Origin of the sequence: Ruegeria lacuscaerulensis, from assembly GCF_013034685.1 — a bacterium.
In the GTDB taxonomy this organism is placed as follows: Bacteria; Pseudomonadota; Alphaproteobacteria; order Rhodobacterales; family Rhodobacteraceae; genus Ruegeria; species Ruegeria lacuscaerulensis_B.
This window is the reverse complement of the sequence record NZ_WQGO01000014.1, coordinates 1-18,147: the sequence shown is the minus strand read 5'-3', so window position 1 is coordinate 18,147 and position 18,147 is coordinate 1. Positions and strand designations below refer to the sequence as shown.

Annotated in this window: 14 protein-coding genes and 1 pseudogene; 9 read left to right on the top strand and 6 right to left on the bottom strand. The window is 52.0% G+C overall.

Features of this window, described 5'->3' with window-relative positions; all coding sequences use genetic code 11:
• The first annotated feature begins 35 nt into the window (after positions 1-35).
• The gene (locus GOV80_RS21005; RefSeq protein WP_170791766.1) at positions 36-626 is read left to right on the top strand and encodes a potassium channel family protein; all 591 of its coding nucleotides are present in this window, start codon (positions 36-38) and stop codon (positions 624-626) included.
• 12 nt (positions 627-638) lie between these two features.
• On the opposite strand, the gene GOV80_RS21000 is transcribed toward GOV80_RS21005, so the two are convergent.
• From GOV80_RS21000 to GOV80_RS20985, 4 genes are all read right to left on the bottom strand, one after another.
• On the bottom strand, positions 639-2,327 hold the full coding sequence (locus GOV80_RS21000; protein ID WP_170355510.1) for an aspartate:alanine exchanger family transporter: 1,689 nt from the start codon (positions 2,325-2,327) through the stop codon (positions 639-641).
• 75 nt (positions 2,328-2,402) lie between these two features.
• The gene (locus GOV80_RS20995) at positions 2,403-5,525 is read right to left on the bottom strand and encodes an efflux RND transporter permease subunit (protein ID WP_170787515.1); all 3,123 of its coding nucleotides are present in this window, start codon (positions 5,523-5,525) and stop codon (positions 2,403-2,405) included.
• A gap of 15 nt (positions 5,526-5,540) precedes the next feature.
• On the bottom strand, positions 5,541-6,662 hold the full coding sequence (locus GOV80_RS20990) for an efflux RND transporter periplasmic adaptor subunit (protein ID WP_170787513.1): 1,122 nt from the start codon (positions 6,660-6,662) through the stop codon (positions 5,541-5,543).
• A 328-nt stretch (positions 6,663-6,990) separates the two neighbouring features.
• Positions 6,991-7,809 carry a hypothetical protein gene (locus GOV80_RS20985; protein ID WP_214648087.1) on the bottom strand — a complete coding sequence of 273 codons (819 nt, stop codon included), beginning with the start codon at positions 7,807-7,809 and terminating at the stop codon, positions 6,991-6,993.
• A gap of 304 nt (positions 7,810-8,113) precedes the next feature.
• On the opposite strand from GOV80_RS20985, the gene GOV80_RS20980 reads away from it, so the two are divergent.
• Positions 8,114-8,959, top strand: coding sequence for a helix-turn-helix domain-containing protein (locus GOV80_RS20980; protein WP_170787511.1), 846 nt, complete (start codon positions 8,114-8,116; stop codon positions 8,957-8,959).
• An 82-nt stretch (positions 8,960-9,041) separates the two neighbouring features.
• On the opposite strand, the gene GOV80_RS20975 is transcribed toward GOV80_RS20980, so the two are convergent.
• Both GOV80_RS20975 and GOV80_RS20970 read right to left on the bottom strand, forming a co-directional pair.
• A complete protein-coding gene (locus GOV80_RS20975; protein ID WP_214648086.1) occupies positions 9,042-10,211 on the bottom strand; it encodes an alpha/beta hydrolase in 1,170 nt (389 codons plus the stop codon).
• A gap of 179 nt (positions 10,212-10,390) precedes the next feature.
• The gene (locus tag GOV80_RS20970) at positions 10,391-11,389 is read right to left on the bottom strand and encodes an Lnb N-terminal periplasmic domain-containing protein (RefSeq protein WP_170787507.1); all 999 of its coding nucleotides are present in this window, start codon (positions 11,387-11,389) and stop codon (positions 10,391-10,393) included.
• A 971-nt stretch (positions 11,390-12,360) separates the two neighbouring features.
• On the opposite strand from GOV80_RS20970, the gene GOV80_RS20965 reads away from it, so the two are divergent.
• The 7 genes and pseudogenes from GOV80_RS20965 (at position 12,361) to GOV80_RS22690 (ending at position 18,136) form a co-directional block, all read left to right on the top strand.
• The gene (locus GOV80_RS20965; protein ID WP_170787505.1) at positions 12,361-13,194 is read left to right on the top strand and encodes a hypothetical protein; all 834 of its coding nucleotides are present in this window, start codon (positions 12,361-12,363) and stop codon (positions 13,192-13,194) included.
• Positions 13,195-13,374: 180 nt separating this feature from the next.
• Entirely contained in the window at positions 13,375-13,581 is a 207-nt protein-coding gene (locus tag GOV80_RS20960; RefSeq protein ID WP_170787503.1) for a helix-turn-helix domain-containing protein, read from the top strand.
• Between the two features lie 166 nt (positions 13,582-13,747).
• Positions 13,748-15,445, top strand: coding sequence for a site-specific integrase (locus tag GOV80_RS20955; protein ID WP_170787501.1), 1,698 nt, complete (start codon positions 13,748-13,750; stop codon positions 15,443-15,445).
• Positions 15,445-16,488 carry a tyrosine-type recombinase/integrase gene (locus GOV80_RS20950; RefSeq protein WP_170787499.1) on the top strand — a complete coding sequence of 348 codons (1,044 nt, stop codon included), beginning with the start codon at positions 15,445-15,447 and terminating at the stop codon, positions 16,486-16,488. The genes GOV80_RS20955 and GOV80_RS20950 overlap by 1 nt, the downstream gene beginning before the upstream one ends.
• Positions 16,485-17,426 (top strand): recombinase family protein, encoded by a 942-nt coding sequence (locus GOV80_RS22700; protein ID WP_336510185.1) that lies wholly within the window; start codon positions 16,485-16,487, stop codon positions 17,424-17,426. The genes GOV80_RS20950 and GOV80_RS22700 overlap by 4 nt, the downstream gene beginning before the upstream one ends.
• A pseudogene (locus GOV80_RS22695) lies at positions 17,351-17,521 on the top strand (recombinase zinc ribbon domain-containing protein); the annotation flags it as partial. The gene GOV80_RS22700 and the pseudogene GOV80_RS22695, both read left to right, overlap by 76 nt.
• Positions 17,522-17,566: 45 nt before the next feature.
• On the top strand, positions 17,567-18,136 hold the full coding sequence (locus GOV80_RS22690) for a hypothetical protein (RefSeq protein ID WP_336510184.1): 570 nt from the start codon (positions 17,567-17,569) through the stop codon (positions 18,134-18,136).
• The last annotated feature ends 11 nt before the right edge of the window (positions 18,137-18,147 follow it).

Sequence of the window (18,147 nt, the reverse complement as noted above, 5' to 3'; positions counted from 1 at the left end):
ATAACTCTTACTTGTTGTTAGCCTCGTTGCTACTCATGATCGTGATGTCTCCACTGCTGGAGAGTTTTGTCCTTGGGCAAAGAGTTCTGGATGTGATTTTTTGCCTAGTGCTGACGAGCGCTGTTCTTTCTTTGGCAGTTCGTCCCACAGTACAAATGGCAGCAATAGCGGCAGCTTTGGCAACTCTACTCGTTCGTTTAACTGGCGCATTAGATTTCGGAGACGCTTGGTTCATAGTAGGGTATATTTTGTCCCTATTATTGTTGGTACTTGCGTTCATCAGTTTGATGAAAGCCATTATTGCAGCCGACTATATTAACCTGAAAGTCATTACCGATGCTGTGTCCTGCTATCTTTTGATCGGCATTGCTTGGGCACTGATTTTTTCAATAATACATACAGTTTTGCCACATGCTCTAGATTTTGGAGAGCCTAACGGATCTGAAAAGTGGAGTAGTTACATATATTTAAGCTTTATGACACTCACAACCCTCGGTTATGGAGACATAACCTCCAACAACGCGGTTGTTCAAATCTGGTCAATCTTAGAAGCGGTTGTAGGAGTTCTTTTCCAAGCAATACTAATCGCGAGACTTGTCAGCCTATATGGGACTCACACTAAGTAGCTCGAATAACTATCAAAGCAGCATGATTAGTGTTCCAAGAGCCGTTAAAAGTACATTGGCAAGCGCGTAAGTTCCTGCATAGCCAAGGGATGGAACGGAACTCTTCGCCGCTTGTTGAACAATCCCGAGAGCTGGTGTGCTTGTCATTGCACCAGTGAGAGCCCCTAAAAGTAAGGCTGGATTCATGTTCAGAACAATCCGCCCAAATGCATATCCAGCCAATAGTGGGATGCACGTCACGACAACACCACAAAGAAATAGTTTCGGCCCGACTGCACCAAGAGCTTCGATTATGCCACCGCCGGCATTTAGGCCAACGCCAACCATAAAAAACAGCAACCCTAGCTCCATAAGAATAAAGCGCGCCGCAGCTGGCATACGACCAAACGTTGGGCGGTTGGCCCTGAGAAAGCCAACTGCGATCCCTGAAACAAGTAGACCGCCGGCATTACCTATTCCTACGTCAATTCCACCAATTCTTACTGTTATCTGACCAATAAACAGCCCTACGACTATTCCGGCTGCAAATGTCAACAAGTCGGTTTCCACTGCGGCCCGCTCTTCTACCCCCAATATCGAAACTAACTGCTGCAAAGCGGCACGCTCGCCGGTCAAATACATCACGTCGCCACGTTGGACCCTTGTCGAAGGTGACAGCGGCATTTCTATTTGCGAGCGTGTCAATCGCGTCAGTCGGCACCCATGCTCTTGTTGGATTGCAAGCTGCCCGATCGTTTGACCGACTGCGAAGCTGGAATTGACAACCACTTCAACAACGTCGACCACAGCGTCTACCAAGTCTTCGTCTAGCACTTCGCGGCCGAGCTTCATTTCCTCCCGAATTTTCTCATGTAGTTTCGGCGAGCAAAAAAATGCGAGTTTGTCACCAGGCTCAAGAGTTGTGTCTGGCGACACGTCGATTATGTCGTTGCCGCGCTTTAACTTATAGATGGCGCCATAGTCTTGATATTGAGACAAAAAATCGGATGATGCTTGAGCTACGGTTTTCTTTTCGTAATCGATAGATGGAACCTCGTAAGCCCGTAAAATTGGGCGCTCGGCCTCCTTTGCTGAATCCTCAGCAACAAAGCCGCGTTCCTTCGCAAAATCTTGCGCCTTTTCAACCAGATCAATTTTAAGCAGGCTTGGTAAAAGCTTAACAAGCAGCAAAAGACCCACGGTACCAAAGATATATGTAATCGCGTATCCTACACTGATGCTTTCGATTATCGCCTCAGAAGTTGAACCGGCCGGAATTGGAACCAACCCGGCTTCTACAGCGTTCTGCGCCCCTACAAGTGTAGGAGTACTCGTCAATGCCCCTGCCATCAAACCAGCGGCAAGCGCGTTTTCCAAGTCGACCACAAGCGCCAGTCCAACCACTAATGCAAAAGAGCCCAGTGACATAAATAGTGCGATGGTCAAATAGCTGAGGCCATCTTGGCGCAACACGTTTATAATTTGCGGACCCGCTTGCCATCCAACCGAGTAGATGAACAAAGTAAACCCGATTGATTGGACGATCGGATCAATTTGAAATCCAAAATGACCGAAAACCAAAGCGCACAACAAAACACCGCCGGTAATCCCTATCTCGAATTGACCAATTTTGACGTTGCCTATCACGTAACCGATGGCAATGATCGTAAAAACGACCAACACCGAGTTGGCTGAGAAAAGCTGAAAGAAATCGATAGTCATCTCTGCCCCGCTGTAGAGGGTATCGTTGTTCTCGCCTTTGGTTGCTTTACCGGCTGGAAAGATAACCCCAATTAGTTACGTTGCTGGCTCCTTCACACGATAGTAAATCGAGTAGAAGACCGGAATCATTATCATCGTGAACACCGTCCCAAAGGCCAATCCGACGGCCATCGTCGTTGCCATGGCGACCCAGAAGATATCCTGCATCAATGGAAGAACACCGAGAATCGTTGTACCTGCGCCAAGCAAAACGGGGCTTAGTCGAGAAACAGCAGCATTCATTACCGAGTCATACTGTTCCATACCTTGCGATTTATTCAGATTGATTTCGTCTAACAACACAATCGCATTTTTTATCATCAACCCGATGAGGCTCATGGCCCCAAGCAACGCCATGAAAGAAAAAGGTTGCAGGAATGTTAGCAAACCAACGGTAATACCGATTATAGCTAGCGGGACGACCGAGAAGATCACAAAAACTGGTCGAATAGCGTTGAAGAGCACCACAATCAAAAACACGATAATTATGATAGCGGGCGCCGCACCGGGCTGAAGCGAAGTTTGACTGTCCACTGTCCCGAAGTATTCTCCTCGCCATTCCAACTGATAACCGGGAGGCAAGGGTATAGCCTCGAACTCCTCACGTACACTTTCGAACAACGTTGGAAATGTAACTTCGTCAGGGCTGGCCTGAATAGTTACAGCGCGCTTGCGATTCCAGCGCACAATAATTGGGTCTTCCAGCACAACTTTGATGTCTTCTGTTACCGCAGAGAGCGGCAAGTTCTTTACAGACAGGGCTGGAACGACCTGCAAAAGCTCAAAGTCTTCGGCAGTTCGTTGCCTTTCATCGTCGACACGTCGAACAATAATTGGCAAGAGATCTTCGTTTTGGCGATAGAGTCCGACGGGCAAACCGTCAAATGCCGCGCGAGACGCATTCGCGATATCAGCGCGAGAAGTTGCGGTCCAAACACCCGTAACCTGATCAAACTCAGGAACAATCTTTGGAACTCGATTGCGCATGTCGGTCCGGATGTCCTTTGCGTAGGGCGACTTTTGAAGTATCTCCACCCCCTGCCGCGCAAGATCCCTCAACACTTCCGGGTCTGCATTTGCCGGACCCGAGAACCTTGCCTCGAACGGCCAGGTAAAACCGGGACCTGCTGTGAACTTTCGAACTCGGACCATTGCCTCAGGCAGGTTGTCCACAACCCAAGGCTCTAGTTCTTCGACAAGGCTATAAACACTGTCTAGATCGGTCGTGTTAATAATGACTTGTGCGTAGCTTTCGTAGGGAAATTCTGGATCAACGGGAAGATAGAATCTGGGGCCTCCGGAACCTACAAACGTGGAAACTCCGGAAACACGCTCATCTCCCTCGAGGTGATCTTCCACCCTTTTTGCCAGAGCCGAAGTTTGTTGAATGCGCGTACCTTCAGGTGCCCAGATATCGACCATAAACTGCTGCCGCGTCGCATCAGTGAAGAATAGTCGATCTACGAACTGGAACCCGTAAAGCGCGGATCCGAACACTGCCAGCATAACAATTACGGTAAGCCAGCGCACTCTGATGCATGTAGACAAGACCGCGCGGAACATCGTGAAAACAACGCCTGCATATGGATCTCGTGATGAGTCTCGGTCAGCTTCCGAGATCTTGATAAGATCAACGCACATCAATGGCGTGATTGTCATGGCAATAAGCCAACTTAGCAGCAGCGAAACCCCTACCACCACAAATAGTGAACCGGCATACTCGCCTGCATCTGCGGTTGCTGCGAAGATTGGGTAGAAAGCCATCATTGCGATAACTGTCGCGCCCAGAAGAGCCCAACTCGGTTGGGCAGCGGCTTCAATGGCAGCCGCCTTGCGATCCATTCCTTTCTTCAAACGGACAGCCATACCATCTGCAACTACAATGGCGTTATCGACCATCATTCCCAGAGCAATAACCAGCGCACCTAGAGAAACCCTTTGAAGATCAATTTGCAGTATAGACATTACAATGAAGGTGCCGAGGATCGTCAGGACAAGCGCACCGCCTATTACCAGCCCCATACGCCAACCCATGGCCAGAGCAACAACGACTAGGACGATAAGAACCGCTTCGCCCAAGTTTATCATGAAGGCGTTTATGGCTTCCGTCACGAGATCGCTCTGCCAAGCGATTTTGTGCATTTCAATTCCCAAGGGAAGGTTGGCCTCGACAATGGCCAAAGCCGCATCCAAATTTCGTCCCGTGTCTACAATATTGCCGCCAGTCACATTGGCTATTGATATCCCAATTGCGGATTGGCCATTGAATCGCATGACATTGATGGGTGGTTCCAGGTAACCTTGTCTGACATCTACAACGTCCTTGATTGCGATTGTTTCAGCACTGCGGTCTCTGGGGCGAGTTGCCTCATCAGCAAAATCCGCGGGAATATCCAGAGCTTTGTCCAGCAAGCTTGTACGGACTCGTAAGTTCCCGATATCTTCCGGGCTTTTAAATTCTCCAGTCGGCGCAATTCGAAGGCGCATATCGCCAAGCTCTAGTTGCCCCGCATTAACGACCTGGTTCTGCAGTGCCAGCGTTGCAACAAAGTCTTCCGTCGTTACCCCGAGATCCAGAAGCTTTTGTTCCGAAGCATCAAGGTAAATAACCTTTGGCTGCACTCCCCAAGTTTCGACACGTGCAACTCCTTGAACAAGCGCCAGCTCTTTGCGGATCGCCTTTACGTATTCTTCCAGTTGCGCGTAGGAGAAACCGTCGCCCGTTATCGCAAGAACGAACCCATACACAAAACTGAAGTCGTCGATAACGTTTGGGGTCATGGCTCCTGGCGGAAGCTGACCATGTACATCCCGGACCTTGCTACGCATCTTGTCCCAAACTTGGGGCAAGCGGTCCGCCCAATACTCCTGTTTGATTTCGACCTTTACAATTGAAAGTCCAGCTTTTGAGTAAGACGTAAGAAAACGAAGTTCCGGGAGTTCTTGAATCGCAGATTCTATGAGGTCAGTAACCTCTAGCTCAACTTCTTCAGGGCTTGCACCAGGATATTGAGTAATCACGATCGCGGTTTTGACTGTAAAATCGGGATCTTCGAGTTGGCCAAGACGGAAATAACTAAAAGTTCCGATGACCAAGATAAGGAACAGCGTAAAGTACGTTACAACTCGGTTCTCAATGGATATCTGCGGAAGTGACATGGCTGCCTCCAGAATTTAAGGCGCTTCGACCCGGACCTTTTGGCCCTCGGTTATGACATTGACACCTGCAGTGACGATACGATCCCCCGCATCAAGCCCTTGAACAACTAATCCCCTCCCCCCGATAGAAATTACTTCAACAGATTTTGGAGAAACTGTGTTTGACGCTTCATCAATAAGCCAAACGAAAGTGTTTCCCGCGTTTTCCCCGTCAGGCGAAAACACAGCTGCGCTGGGAATCTCAACACCGGTCTTCGCCCAGTTCTCGGGCAGTCGTACACGAGCAGTCGCTTTACCGGCCATCCCGGGTTGGATTTTGGCTTCGTCAGGTTGATCCATTACAATTGTAACTGGATACGTACGAGTGCTGAGCGACGCCTCAGAACCTATCCTGGAAATTTCTGCAGGAACTTCTAAATTCGGTAGGCTTGAAAAAGTAACGCTGATTTCTTCCACGAAAGGAGCCAGCCCTATAAGAGCTTCTGGAACGCCGATTTCCATTTCGATCTGGGAAGTATCCAGGATGCGCATTACCGGTTGTTTCGCGACAACGTTCTGAAAGTTGTCCGCAAAAACCTCCGACACAATCCCATCGAAAGGTGCTTTCAGTTCCGTATAGTTTAGGTTGAGACGAGCAGCGTCCAGCAAACCTTCAGTCGCTTCAATTTTTGCCTTGGCTGCATCGACAACCATAATTTGGTCGTCGACGTTGGCCTGAGAAACAAAATCATTTTTGAGCAGTTTTTCTCTGCGCTCCAATTCTGTGGTTGCGTTGGACAATGCCGCTTGAAGAGAAGCTTGTTCCCCTTCAATTGTGCGAATCCGAGCTACATAAGGCTCCGGGTCCAAAGAACCGAGAATTTCCCCTGATCTGACAGTCGATCCCACATCGACCGGTCTGGTAATCATTCGCCCCGATACTTCGAAAGACAGGTTCACTTCCCGTACAGCTTCGGCTCGACCAGGATAGCTGTCAGTCCGAAACCTTTCTGTGTCACCCACGATCATCGACAAAACCGGTCGAGCAGGTTTTTCTGTCGCTTCGGCACTATCCTCTTCAAAGCACCCTGCAAGTGCACCTACAAAACAAATCGTCATCCAAAACTTGGCGTGTTGTTTAAAGCAAGTTTTTTCCATTTGTTTTACTCTCACTGAATTGGACAGGTTGGATGACCGCGCTGTTTGGCTTTCCGTTCGTCACTCAGACTTCATCGTAGGCGCTTAACTTTTCTACACAAAACACTCATTCAAACCAATGAATAAAAAGTGCTTTTAGTGAACGCCCTACCGAATCGGTCATCTGACAGGCAGCTACGTAACTAGTGTCAGCAGTCTCATTTTTTGGTCGGCGCAGAAGAACTTTCCTGAACACCCGACGGAACAGGGAGGCGGATTCTAAGGCTTTTCACTTGGGCCCTCTCTTTTTTGCGTTGTAGTAAGTCCTTTTGTCAGACGCTCGTTTCGATCATTGGAACTGCATATTTAGTGCAAAAAACACTTGTCGTTTTGGTTGTCCTGGCCCGCTATCGGCAACTGACCATTGAGGTTCAACGAACACGTTGAATACAGTTTTTCCGTTTACCCAGACCTTTCCGACCCGGAGGCCTAACGGTACAGAATAATCACCGTTTTCCAGATTTGCTGTCCAAATTGGAGCCCCGCCTGTGTACCAGCCGTCGCCAAGTTGGCGGAACAGAATAGGTTGCAATGCGGCGGTGTTTACGCGTTCCCGGTCGTTCGTGCTACCCACGCCGCTTCGCCAAATTAGCAAGTACCCATACTGCCAAATTGCCGATTTTGCGTTGAAGTAGACATTAGCCAAACCCAACTGCCATTGGTCGCTGCCCAAGCGGTCATCGGAGGCGGTTGGAGCCACAATAGAAGGGCCAATTGCAAAGCTTACTCCTGGTCTTTGTAAGTCGATCTGATAGGCGGCGAAGATGTCAAAGTCCCCTACCCCATCCACCGTTGACCCACCATCGCCGACAGGAAAGCTGTTGAACGGCAAAGACGCGCGGATCAGCCAGTTTGTTTCCCCTAGCTGAACCGGTTGGGCGTAGCGAAGAATGAACGAATTTGCATCGTTTTCGCTAGGGCCAGTCAACTCATCGACATAATAGTTCTGCAAGTTGAAAGCCGTGAAATTTGCCAGAGGGTTATTGGCCTGCGCCGCAGCGTCTGCGCTGTCTTGTGCATAAACTTGGCTACTGAAAAGAGTAACCTTAGCCGCCAATATTGCTAAGACACAGAGCACACGCCGCAATCTTCCCTCGCCAATTTGCATTCGGTCCGCCTACCAAGCCCCGTGTTTAGGAAAACATGCTTGCATTGAAAGGCGATCGTTAGGGGGAATTTCGACATCCCAAAAGTGCAAAATATGTGTCACAGACCAAAGAATTTGCCTCAATAACTGACTGTTACGTGTCAAAGAAATATTGTTATGTCATATTTTCTGAATGTGTTATTCGGAATAGATGGGGGACAAAGAACTATACAAAAACTTGTCGGTTGAACGGACATTCACAACCACGTCTGACGTCGGGCAGTTGCAGGACGCCTCCGTCGGTTGGGATCAAGAGTACTACCAAATGACTGCTGGTCCTTTGGAGAGCAGTCTTGACTTACTTCAAGTTGGTCAAAAACAGATTGCTCGGGAGAAATGGAATCGAAAAATAGTGTACCGCGGCACAGGTATGCCAGATTGTTTTTCGGCAGCGCTGGTTTTGGAACAAGCTGAACCCGCAGTTTTTTTTGGAGAAAAAATCGAAACAGGTTCGATTGTTGTTCAGCCTCCCAATCGAGAAGCCGAGCTTATTGGCAGTACAAACTGGGATGGGGTAAATCTGGCCGTTCCCTTTTCGGAAGCGCGGTCTCTGGCGCTTAAACTCACTGGGGATGAGCTCGACTTTGAAGACATACCTCCAGTCAGTAGTCTAACTCAGCAGGCGAGTAAAAGACTGGGACTCGCGGCTCAAGATTTGCTGGACCGTTCGAAGCAAGCAAATGAATTTGAGATCGAACACCTGCTTGACCAATTTACGAAGTTATTCCTATGGGAATTGATTAGCTCGCGGGCTTCGAAATCTGCTTCTCTACAATCTTGCCGTTCCGCGGCAATCGTTAGTCGCGCTTGCGATATCGCATATTCGGACGATGTCTGCTCCGTGGGTCTGGTCGAGTTATGCAGTGAAATCGGAGTAAGCCTTCGGACTTTACACTACGCGTTCCGAGATTGCATCGGTATATCCCCCGCAACCTGGTTACGACGCATACGCCTGAACAAAGTCCACAAAACACTTAGTGCTTCCAGTGTTGGGGAAGTCCAAATCAAAGGTGTTGCGATTGAAAACGGTTTTTTTCATCAAGGTCATTTTGCTCAACAATACAAACGGGTGTTCGGATGTCTGCCGGAAGAAACACTTGGCCGACACTAACATGTTTTGTGGCACAATACTCGCAGCCCAAGAATAGAGATCGGTGGATCTAGCCGGCCGAAAGCGCGTCATGCTCCCAAATTCAGTTGGATATCGCCTCGTCAACGACAGCGATGGTACCACTGGCGGTAATAACCACGGCTTCAGCACGACCTGAAACCTTAGCGCCTTTATCGCCTGCTAGTATTCTGTCCCCTATCAGCCGAACAACCTCGGGAGCGTCAGCAAACTTTGAATGGTGAACAGAGGTCGTGTCTTGTACCTGGGACAGGTCGATCACGTTCAAACCTAGCTCGGAAATTAGTGTTGCATCTAGCTGTCCCACTCGCGGGTTTCTTGCAATCAAGCTTGAAACCGCAAGAGCTTGGTCATTTTCGGATGTCAGCACATAGAACCTCCGTTTGTCCTTGGGGATCGCTGATAACTGAGCAATGAATAAGTCTATGTCTATGTCGGGCGACGCAAGAATAACACTTCTGAGTTTACCGCTGACATTGAAAAGCCCGCGATTTGCTATGCCGCGAGCGGCTTCCATGGCAACAAGGTTACCCATCGAGTGGGCTACGATATCTATTGTTTCTACAGGACTGTCTTTGAGTAGCCCAGGAACCTCCTCAAGCTGATCCCGTGCAATGAGTGCACTGTTGATGTCGTAGACGTAGGCACCCAAACGAGCCTGAGAGGCCCAAGAGTATAAGATGGGCACTCCGCTATACCCGGTGTCTTCCAGAAATTGAGCAAACCGCAACACTGCATCAGTCAGATTTGTGTTGTAGCCATGTATCCACAGCAGGGATGAACGTTTTCCCTTTGGCAAAGCCAAAACACTGTTCTCTACTGTGCCCACAAACTTGCTATCTTCGTCAAATATCTGCGGGTTCGTGATAACGAAATGCTTATCGGGATCTGGCGAGCTACCCCTCGGCCTTTCGATTTTGCCCGTCTTGTGGTTTGGCGGGATTACAACATCTACAGCCGCAAAGTTAAGACGATTGGCGCGACGACCTGAAAAAAACTCAGTCGCCACCGTTGAGGGTTCGCGAACAGTAGCGATAAAGATCCGATGACCTCTTTCATCGATTTCTGTTTTGGATAAAGCTCTTGTCGGTTCAAGGCCGACTAAGTTCCTTTTGGAACTGCACCCAGTCGCGACAAAAACGCTCCCTGATAATACGAAGTGCCTCCGCGACTGATCTATGGTCTTTTTGACGCTCAACTTCACAAACCCTTTTTCCACGAATATGGCCGTCAAAGGCATCGTAGCCAGAGCACATTACACATAAGTGGAATATAAATATCGGACAAATAGGCGGGCCGCAATTTTCCCTGTATCTCAGGGCTTCCACCCGAAAGGCCGAAAAATCAATTCTGCTCTAGCAGCACCATTCAGTAACTGTCTCAAAGATAAAATGAATTATCCAAGACAAAGGGCTAAGGAACCGGAACATCTTTGCGGATTGCTGCCGAGTAACCCTCGTCTAGTCCGTTTGCTAGTGCGTTAGCTGTGATATCTCCAAGACTATACAACTGCTGAATATCAATCTCAGTATTGGTCAGTCCTTGCTCGTACAGGTAGTCAGGAAAATAGCCATTAATTACAACGCGATAGTCGACAGGAATGCTAATGCCAACATGTCGTGCGATTAAAATTGCTGATCGGGAGCAATTGGTGAAAACTGAGTTGAACCAGCGGGGTCGCTCGGCGATTTCATTTGCAGCTTCTACATAGGCGCTAATCAGTTTGATACGCTCTTCTAATTCACCACGCAGCCTGAACAGATGTACTTTCTCTTTTCGAACATTAGAGCGAAGCCCGACGACATCACGCTCCTCCGCCGCTATCATTACAATAGGATGCGCTTTGAAAAAGTCGGCCACGGGAGAAAAAGACTCTCCGACCTGTCGGCGTACTTCGATCGACCACGTCAAATACCTGCCATCAGAAAAGCCGAAGCTTAGCATAAGGTGCGCCATTTCTGGCCCACCCCAATACGACATGAAGAGGTCCACACTTTCAATTTGAGACAGATCGTATTCTCTAGTAATCCACTTCTCTTCGAAAGTATCAGCCGACTGCCATTCAAATGCACGAACGTCATTCAGAGTTAGTGTGTTGCCGCTTATTTCACCTGTGACTGTCCGTACAACATCAGGCGACCAATTTCCGTCCGAAGGTGGGGTTAGTGAGTTCCACCATATTAGTATTGCTGCGAGATATACTGCGAATCCAGACAACCATCGCCATCTACTTCTTCGAAAAATTGAAACTAGCGTTCCGAGGCCAACGACGACAAAGGAAACGATCGCAATTAACCGGATCAATTCTGGGACTGAAAATTTGAACCATAGGGCCAAAGTGCCCCATACTGTTGAGTAAGCGACAACTAGCAACAATAAAAGAAAGCAAAGAGCATTCAGCACTGTGCGCATAGCGTATCCCACCATTCAATTGAGCCTGAAACAACCGTAAAAACGGCTAGAGTCGACTAGCGAGACCAAAAACCAAGGTGAGCATCAGAAAAAGGACCTATGCCTCATACCTCTGGGTCAGTTCGTTCGAACGGCAGACTGTCGTCAGCACCGCGCCTGTAAGAGCCGACCGCATTAAAGTGATTTCTCGCTGGACGTTATCAAACATCCGTTTAGTTGTTTTTTAGTTTCATATTTCGCCGCTTAGCGCAAATTGGCCCGTACTTGTCATAAGACAATATCCGGCCCCCGCTCCTTCCACCCGGTCTTGCGGGAGAAGGCCCTTCGCTTTCAGGTTCGTATCTGCGCGATGCCTTTTATCGGAGGCCAGCCGCTTCCCCGCAGGCTTCTCACCTGCCCCGCTCTGACCGCGCACGGTCTCGGCGATCCCCGGTTCGACGAGCGTCTGAAGACGACCGTCGACCGGTGGGTTCCGTAGTCGCGTTTCTACACCGGGCCAGAAGGAGCCGCGTCGGTGCGGGATGGGGTAGTCCCCGAACCATAGTTCACAATTGGAGGCAGGTCGTGAACGTACCGTGGTCACCGCTTTTTTTGATCGTTCACCAGGGAAAGCAGCAAGAATAAACCGGGCGCAACGGAGACGGGGAGACCCATCCCAACCCGGAAAGTCGGATTTTACGCTCTTGCTGACTAAGTGTATTGATCTCTATTTTTTGGGGATCCTTGTGCTTCGCGCGGCCGCAAGTTGTACAAGTCGTAGCTGGTGTGACGCGCGACAGCCCTCCAATATCGAAGGCCGCTCGACACAGAACCTAGCCAAATTGTTCTCTTCCTGTTCTTTTGTTGATGTGCAACCTTGGAAGGGGTCGCCGTGTCTCAATCAGCGCTTTCTGAGCAATCAGTACCGCCTTGTTGCACGTAAGCTTTTGGACGCGCGATCAGACCCTAGAGTGCGCCAAACGGAGAATAACATGAGCGCTAACGCGGACAGCGGTCTGAAGGACAATCGAGACGCTGCACATACTGAAGTTGACTATTCCGTCTATCCGCACATGGATGGGATCAAGTGCTCGATGTCATGGAAGCTCGGCAGTTATGGCGAACGCGGTGCTCTATCTGATGACATGATCGGGAGCTTGGCTGAACGGTTTGGCCTGCCAACTAAGCTCATACGCGAACTCTCTGTGCTTCTTGGGAACTGCCTCAATAACGACGACGACATCGCAATCAACCTGACTGAGGTCCGTCGCTCGCAAGCGATTGTACGAGGTCAAAAGCACCTCAAGACACTCCTGCGGGAAGCCAAGCGGGGCACAATTACTACACAAGAACTCCGGAACGCATTGGGCTCGCTTTCGACTTATTTCGTATCGACGCCAGAAGATGCAGACCTTCTTCCTCAAGTCCTCGACAAGCTTGAGACCGCAACGACACTTACTCAAGATGTCATAGATGACATTCGGCACATCCTTGTGACCCCCGGCGAAATTGCAGAGATGTCGCCCCGGGACAAGCGGTTCTCGCGCGACAAACGCCGTCAGTACATCGTCGAGAGCTGCTGTTACATCTGGAAAGATGCCGGTCGCCCCCTAACCTATACGACATACTCAGACGGTCGCCCCGGAGGACAACGGCAAGGTCCGCTCGTCAACTTTATCCAGGCTGTTGTGAAGATGATCACCGAGCCGGGGCAAATCCTGAGCGGTGAGACGATCCGCGTGGACATTGACGGTTTTCGCGACAAGCTTGAGCGCGAAGAGCAAGAGCGTTGGGCGCCGCCGGAATTGGGCAATCAATACACTTAGAATGAGCAAGCCCGCGTTGTCATGGTCATGGCATGACACGCGTTCCTGCCACACCCCCTTCTGACGACTACGCGCGCAAGCAGGTTGAGACAGCGATTGACCAGTTGGTCCGATTGCTGGCTGCCCAGGCAGTACGGGAACTAGGCCGGGACGCCTCTGACCAAAAGAAGGCGCATCAGTATGCCACAGATCAATGCGAAGAAGAGCCCACCCCGCAAGCTTCTGACGGTGAAAGAAGTCGCTGAACTGGACAATTGCTCGGAGAAGACGGTGCGCCGTGCGATTGCGGCTGGCCTGCTTGAGGTTATTCGGGTCGGCCCTGGCGGACGCCTCATCCGCATTGATCCGGCAGCTCATGCCGCCTACCGGCAGGCACAGTGCTGGTAGGTAATCACGATCATTAATGTACATTAATGTCAATGGGTTATGACATTTTCGGGAAGAGGGCCTGCCCGTAAGTTTCTAACTTTCTGTGCTACGCTTTTCCCGAATCGGACCCCCTGTCCACACCCGTCCGCCCGAGACCTGACATGTCCAAAGGACCGCAAACCCGATGACTAGCCAGAGCCCCGTTCCATTGACATTGGCCTTCGTCAAAGCCGACACACCGATGTTCGCCGAGCTCATCGACCAACTGCACTCCGACAGCTCTCTGTCGGACGGACGCCGTCGCGACATGATCTCCGGTCTGCGCCGCGTGGCCAAAGCCCTTGGGCTGCCGCCAGAGGATATGCCCTGCGACAGTCGCTGGTTGCAGCCCCGTTTGACTAAAGTTGCACCGGCTTCGCTTGGTCTGACACTAAAGAGCTGGCAAAATGCGGTCAGTGATGCACGGGCTGCGCTCGCGCATTTCGGGCTGGTGGAACGCCGCTTCAACCGGATCTATGATCTGTCTCCCGATTGGCACGCGCTCTGGACAGCTGTACTTGCGTCCAGGGACAAGACATTGCAACCCGCGCTCTGCCGCTTCGTACACTTTCTAAACCGGCAGGGCGTCAAACCTGCCACTGTGTGTGAAGAGCATGCTCAAGCCTATCGCGTAGCCCTTGAGCACAACGAGATCAGCAAATCTCCTGATGTTGCACATCGTGCCGCTGTCAACGGCTGGAACCTGGCGGCTCGACGTATTTCACAATGGCCCAACGTAACTTTGCCTCTGGAATCGCGTCGGAAGGTCATCACTTTTCCGGTGACTGATTTTCCGGCGCCATTCCAAACTGATCTTGCAAAGCTGATGCATCGTCTGTCCAATCCAGACCTGCTGGCAGATGACGGACAGAACAGAGCACTACGACCCGCGACCCTGTCCCAATACCAAAGGCAGTTGGTTCGGTTCGCCTCCGAACTCATTCACTCTGGTATCCCGATCGCGGAGATTGGCGGATTGGACGTCCTGATTAATCCGGCAATGGCTGAACGGGGTTTGCGCCAGATGTTATCGCGCACCAACAACCAGACCACAAAGATGATCAGCGAGATTGCCGCGTTACTCCGCAATCTGGCCCGGTTACTCAATGCACCCGAAGGCACCCGGGAATTACTGGCTGGGCTTGCAGCGCGTCTGGCGGTCAAACCCCAGAATGGCATGACCCAAAAGAACCGAAGCAGACTTCGAATGTTGCAAGAGGACCGGCATCAGCAGCGCCTGCTACTCCTGCCCGAACGGATTTTCGCGCGACCACGCGGCACCTCCAAGCCGTACGGATGGGCTCTGGCGCGCGAAGATGCGCTCGCAATCGCCATCCTGCTGGTCTGCCCCGTCCGTGTGAAGAATCTGGCTGGCATCCACATTGAACGCCACCTGCACCGCCCTGGTGATGGCCGAGCCTACCTGGTTCTGGAAGACGGTGAGACCAAAAATGAACGACCTGTCGAGTTCGAGATTCCGCGTGATGTATTGCGCATGATCGACAGCCATCTCAAATCTCGTTGCCCGGAACTCTGCCCCGCTGGAACGCCTTGGCTGTTTCCCCGTAGGGATGGTCAACATTCTGTTGATCCCGGCGTTCTGTCTGGGCGCATCTCCAAACGGATCCGGAAAGAAACGGGGTTGGAGATGAACGCCCACCTGTTTCGGCATTTCGCGGTGATGAACTGGCTCGACGCCAATCCCGGCGGCTACGAGGTTGCGCGTCGGTTGCTCGGACATTCGGAGGTCAGCCACACCATCAACATGTATTCCGGTCTTGAGGCACGTTCGGCAACCCGCGCCTTTGCTGACCTGATAGACGCCAAGAAAGGGCGTCGCTGATGAGCCTTGTTCTGCCGCTCGACGAATGGCCCGCGCAAGACCGGGATATGTGGCTCAGCCTTCAGGCGGTAGGTGGACCACTCGACGATTGCGGTGCCCTCGCTCATCTACGCGCAACCTCGTTAAAGACGTTAGAGTTGCGCTATGCCCGATGGTTGCAATGGCTGATTACCAGCGACGCGGAGGCGATCACACTGCCTCCGGCTCGACGCGGGACCCTGCCGCGCCTTTCCGCTTGGCTTCGGGACCTCTCACACACCCGGCCGATGACTCGGTTGATGTTCATTGATGGCGTGTTGCGTATCCTCTCCGTGGCTGACCCGACGCAGGACTGGTCCGCTCAGCGGAAGTTAAAAGCGGGATTGAAGCGCGCCGCGGGTCGAGGTGATCGGGACCGTAAACTTGGGCGTGTGTTGTCCAGCGAAGTTCTATTCCGTGCAGGGCTGTCTCTGGCCACGGGTCATGCAGAAGCTGCGTCAACACCGCTAAGCAGTATGATGTGCCTGCGGGATGGCACCATGATAGCGATGTTGGCCCTGATACCGATGCGGCGACGCGCCTTCGCGGGCCTTCGGATTGGCATATCCCTGTATGTCGCAGCAGACACGATGACCGTCGCGCTCCCCGGGGATCTCACCAAATCAGGGCATCCCTGGGAAGCTGATGTTCCACCGAGCGTTGAACCGCTCTTGCGCCGTTACATCAACGAAGCCCGTTCCTTTATTATGGAGCGTGGCCAACAGCATCACAATGTCCTGTGGGTTGGCCGGTCTGGTGCTCCTTTGAAGAAAGACGCGCTGAGCCCTCGGATCGCGGAGCAGACACTGAAGCTGACGGGTCGCCGTATTCCACCGCATTTCTTTCGGGATGCTGCCGCGACAACCCTGGCCCGCTCTTCTCCGGAACATGCCAAGCTAATTCGACCAATTCTTGCGCATACGAGCTTCGGAACCGCCGAGCGCCACTACATCCACGCACAGACAATTGAAGCGGGCCGCGACTACGCGGCTTTGATCAACCAGAAGAGAAAGGCCCGGCGATGACCCGCGTTGCAATCTATGCCCGTTTCTCCAGCCAAATGCAGAGAGACGCATCCATCGACGACCAAATGCGACTGTGCCGGGAACGTGCTGAGCGGGAAGGTTGGACTGTTGTTGACGCCTATTCTGATCGTGCGGTCTCCGGCGCCTCCATGTTGCGCCCCGGTCTGCAAGCGCTGTTTCATGCTACACAGGAAGGACAAGTTGATCTGATTTTGGCGGAAGCGCTGGACCGGTTGAGCCGAGATCAGGCGGATATCGCCGCGATCTTCAAACGGCTAAGCTTTGCAGGGGTTTGCATCGTGACGCTGGCTGAGGGCGAGATCAGCGAATTACACGTAGGTCTCAAAGGCACCATGAACCAACTGTTCCTCAAAGATCTGGCGGACAAAACCCGGCGCGGTCTGCGCGGGCGTGTAGAGCTTGGGCGCTCTGGCGGTGGCAACAGCTATGGTTATGACGTCGTCCGGCGTCTTGGGCCAGACGGCCAACCCGTCACGGGGGAACGAGTGATCAACGCAGCGGAAGCTGAGATTGTCCGACGGGTACTTCAAGAGTTCACCGAAGGGCACTCCCCAAAAACAATTGCGCGACGTCTCAACACTGAGGGTGTCCCAGGTCCCCGTGGCAAGTTATGGCGTGACACCGCCATCCGAGGGCACCGAGTGCGGGGTACGGGTCTCCTAAACAATGAGCTTTATATTGGCCGCCTGGTCTGGAACCGGCTGCGCTACATCAAGGACCCTGAGACCGGCAGACGTGTTTCTCGTCTCAACGATCCGTCCAATGGATCATCGCGGAGGTCCCTGAGCTGCGGATCGTCGGGGATGAACTTTGGGAGGCGGTCAAGCAGCGGCAAGGCGAGATCGAAGCTGATCCCCGCGTCAAAGCCATCAAGGAAACCCGGTTTTGGGAGAAGCGTCGCAAGAAGCACCTTCTGACAGGTCTTGCATTCTGCGGCACCTGCGGAGGACCACTCACCACTGTCGGGCGCGACTATCTCGCCTGCTCTGCCGCTCGCAAACTCGATACCTGCACGCACAGGCAATCCATTCGCCGCCATGTTCTGGAAGACGCCGTTTTGGATTTGCTTCGCCAACGTCTGATGCAGCCCGACGCAGTGGCCGCTTTCATAAAGTCCTTCAGCGAAGCCGCCAACGCAGAAGCAGGCACAGCAGAGGTAGCCCGGACCCGTCTGCAATCCGAGCGGGACAAAGCGGCGCGCAAGCTGAATGGGTTCTATGATGCAATCGCAGAGGGCATTCGCACCCCCGGCCTTCAAACGCGGCTCGAAGAGCTCGAAGCGCAGATTGCCGATCTTGAGGCGAAGCTCTCCGCACCTGAACCTTCGCCGGTGCGACTGCAGCCGAACCTGTCCGAACTCTATCGCTCCAAGGTCGCCGATCTGGCACAGGCACTATCTGACCCGTCGATACGCACCGGGGCTTTGGAGATCATCCGGGGCTTGATCGAACGTGTCACGGTCGAGCACACCAACGAGAGCGTTCAGATCGAACTAGAGGGTGCCCTGGCAGCAATGATTGGGTTGGCCCAGAATGAACAAAGCCGCCCTGAGGCGGCTTGTTCGAGACTCTGTTCGACCCAAGTGGTTGCGGGAGCAGGATTTGAACCTGCGACCTTCAGGTTATGAGCCTGACGAGC

Bases quoted from the DNA above. Each gene is read 5' to 3' on its own strand.
- GOV80_RS21005 (WP_170791766.1), top strand. From the start codon at position 36: ATGATCGTGATGTCTCCACTGCTGGAGAGTTTTGTCCTTGGGCAAAGA.
- GOV80_RS21000 (WP_170355510.1), bottom strand. From the start codon at position 2,327: ATGACTATCGATTTCTTTCAGCTTTTCTCAGCCAACTCGGTGTTGGTC.
- GOV80_RS20995 (WP_170787515.1), bottom strand. From the start codon at position 5,525: ATGTCACTTCCGCAGATATCCATTGAGAACCGAGTTGTAACGTACTTT.
- GOV80_RS20990 (WP_170787513.1), bottom strand. From the start codon at position 6,662: ATGGAAAAAACTTGCTTTAAACAACACGCCAAGTTTTGGATGACGATT.
- GOV80_RS20985 (WP_214648087.1), bottom strand. From the start codon at position 7,809: ATGCAAATTGGCGAGGGAAGATTGCGGCGTGTGCTCTGTGTCTTAGCA.
- GOV80_RS20980 (WP_170787511.1), top strand. From the start codon at position 8,114: ATGACTGCTGGTCCTTTGGAGAGCAGTCTTGACTTACTTCAAGTTGGT.
- GOV80_RS20970 (WP_170787507.1), bottom strand. From the start codon at position 11,389: ATGCGCACAGTGCTGAATGCTCTTTGCTTTCTTTTATTGTTGCTAGTT.
- GOV80_RS20965 (WP_170787505.1), top strand. From the start codon at position 12,361: ATGAGCGCTAACGCGGACAGCGGTCTGAAGGACAATCGAGACGCTGCA.
- GOV80_RS20960 (WP_170787503.1), top strand. From the start codon at position 13,375: ATGCCACAGATCAATGCGAAGAAGAGCCCACCCCGCAAGCTTCTGACG.
- GOV80_RS20955 (WP_170787501.1), top strand. From the start codon at position 13,748: ATGACTAGCCAGAGCCCCGTTCCATTGACATTGGCCTTCGTCAAAGCC.
- GOV80_RS20950 (WP_170787499.1), top strand. From the start codon at position 15,445: ATGAGCCTTGTTCTGCCGCTCGACGAATGGCCCGCGCAAGACCGGGAT.
- GOV80_RS22700 (WP_336510185.1), top strand. From the start codon at position 16,485: ATGACCCGCGTTGCAATCTATGCCCGTTTCTCCAGCCAAATGCAGAGA.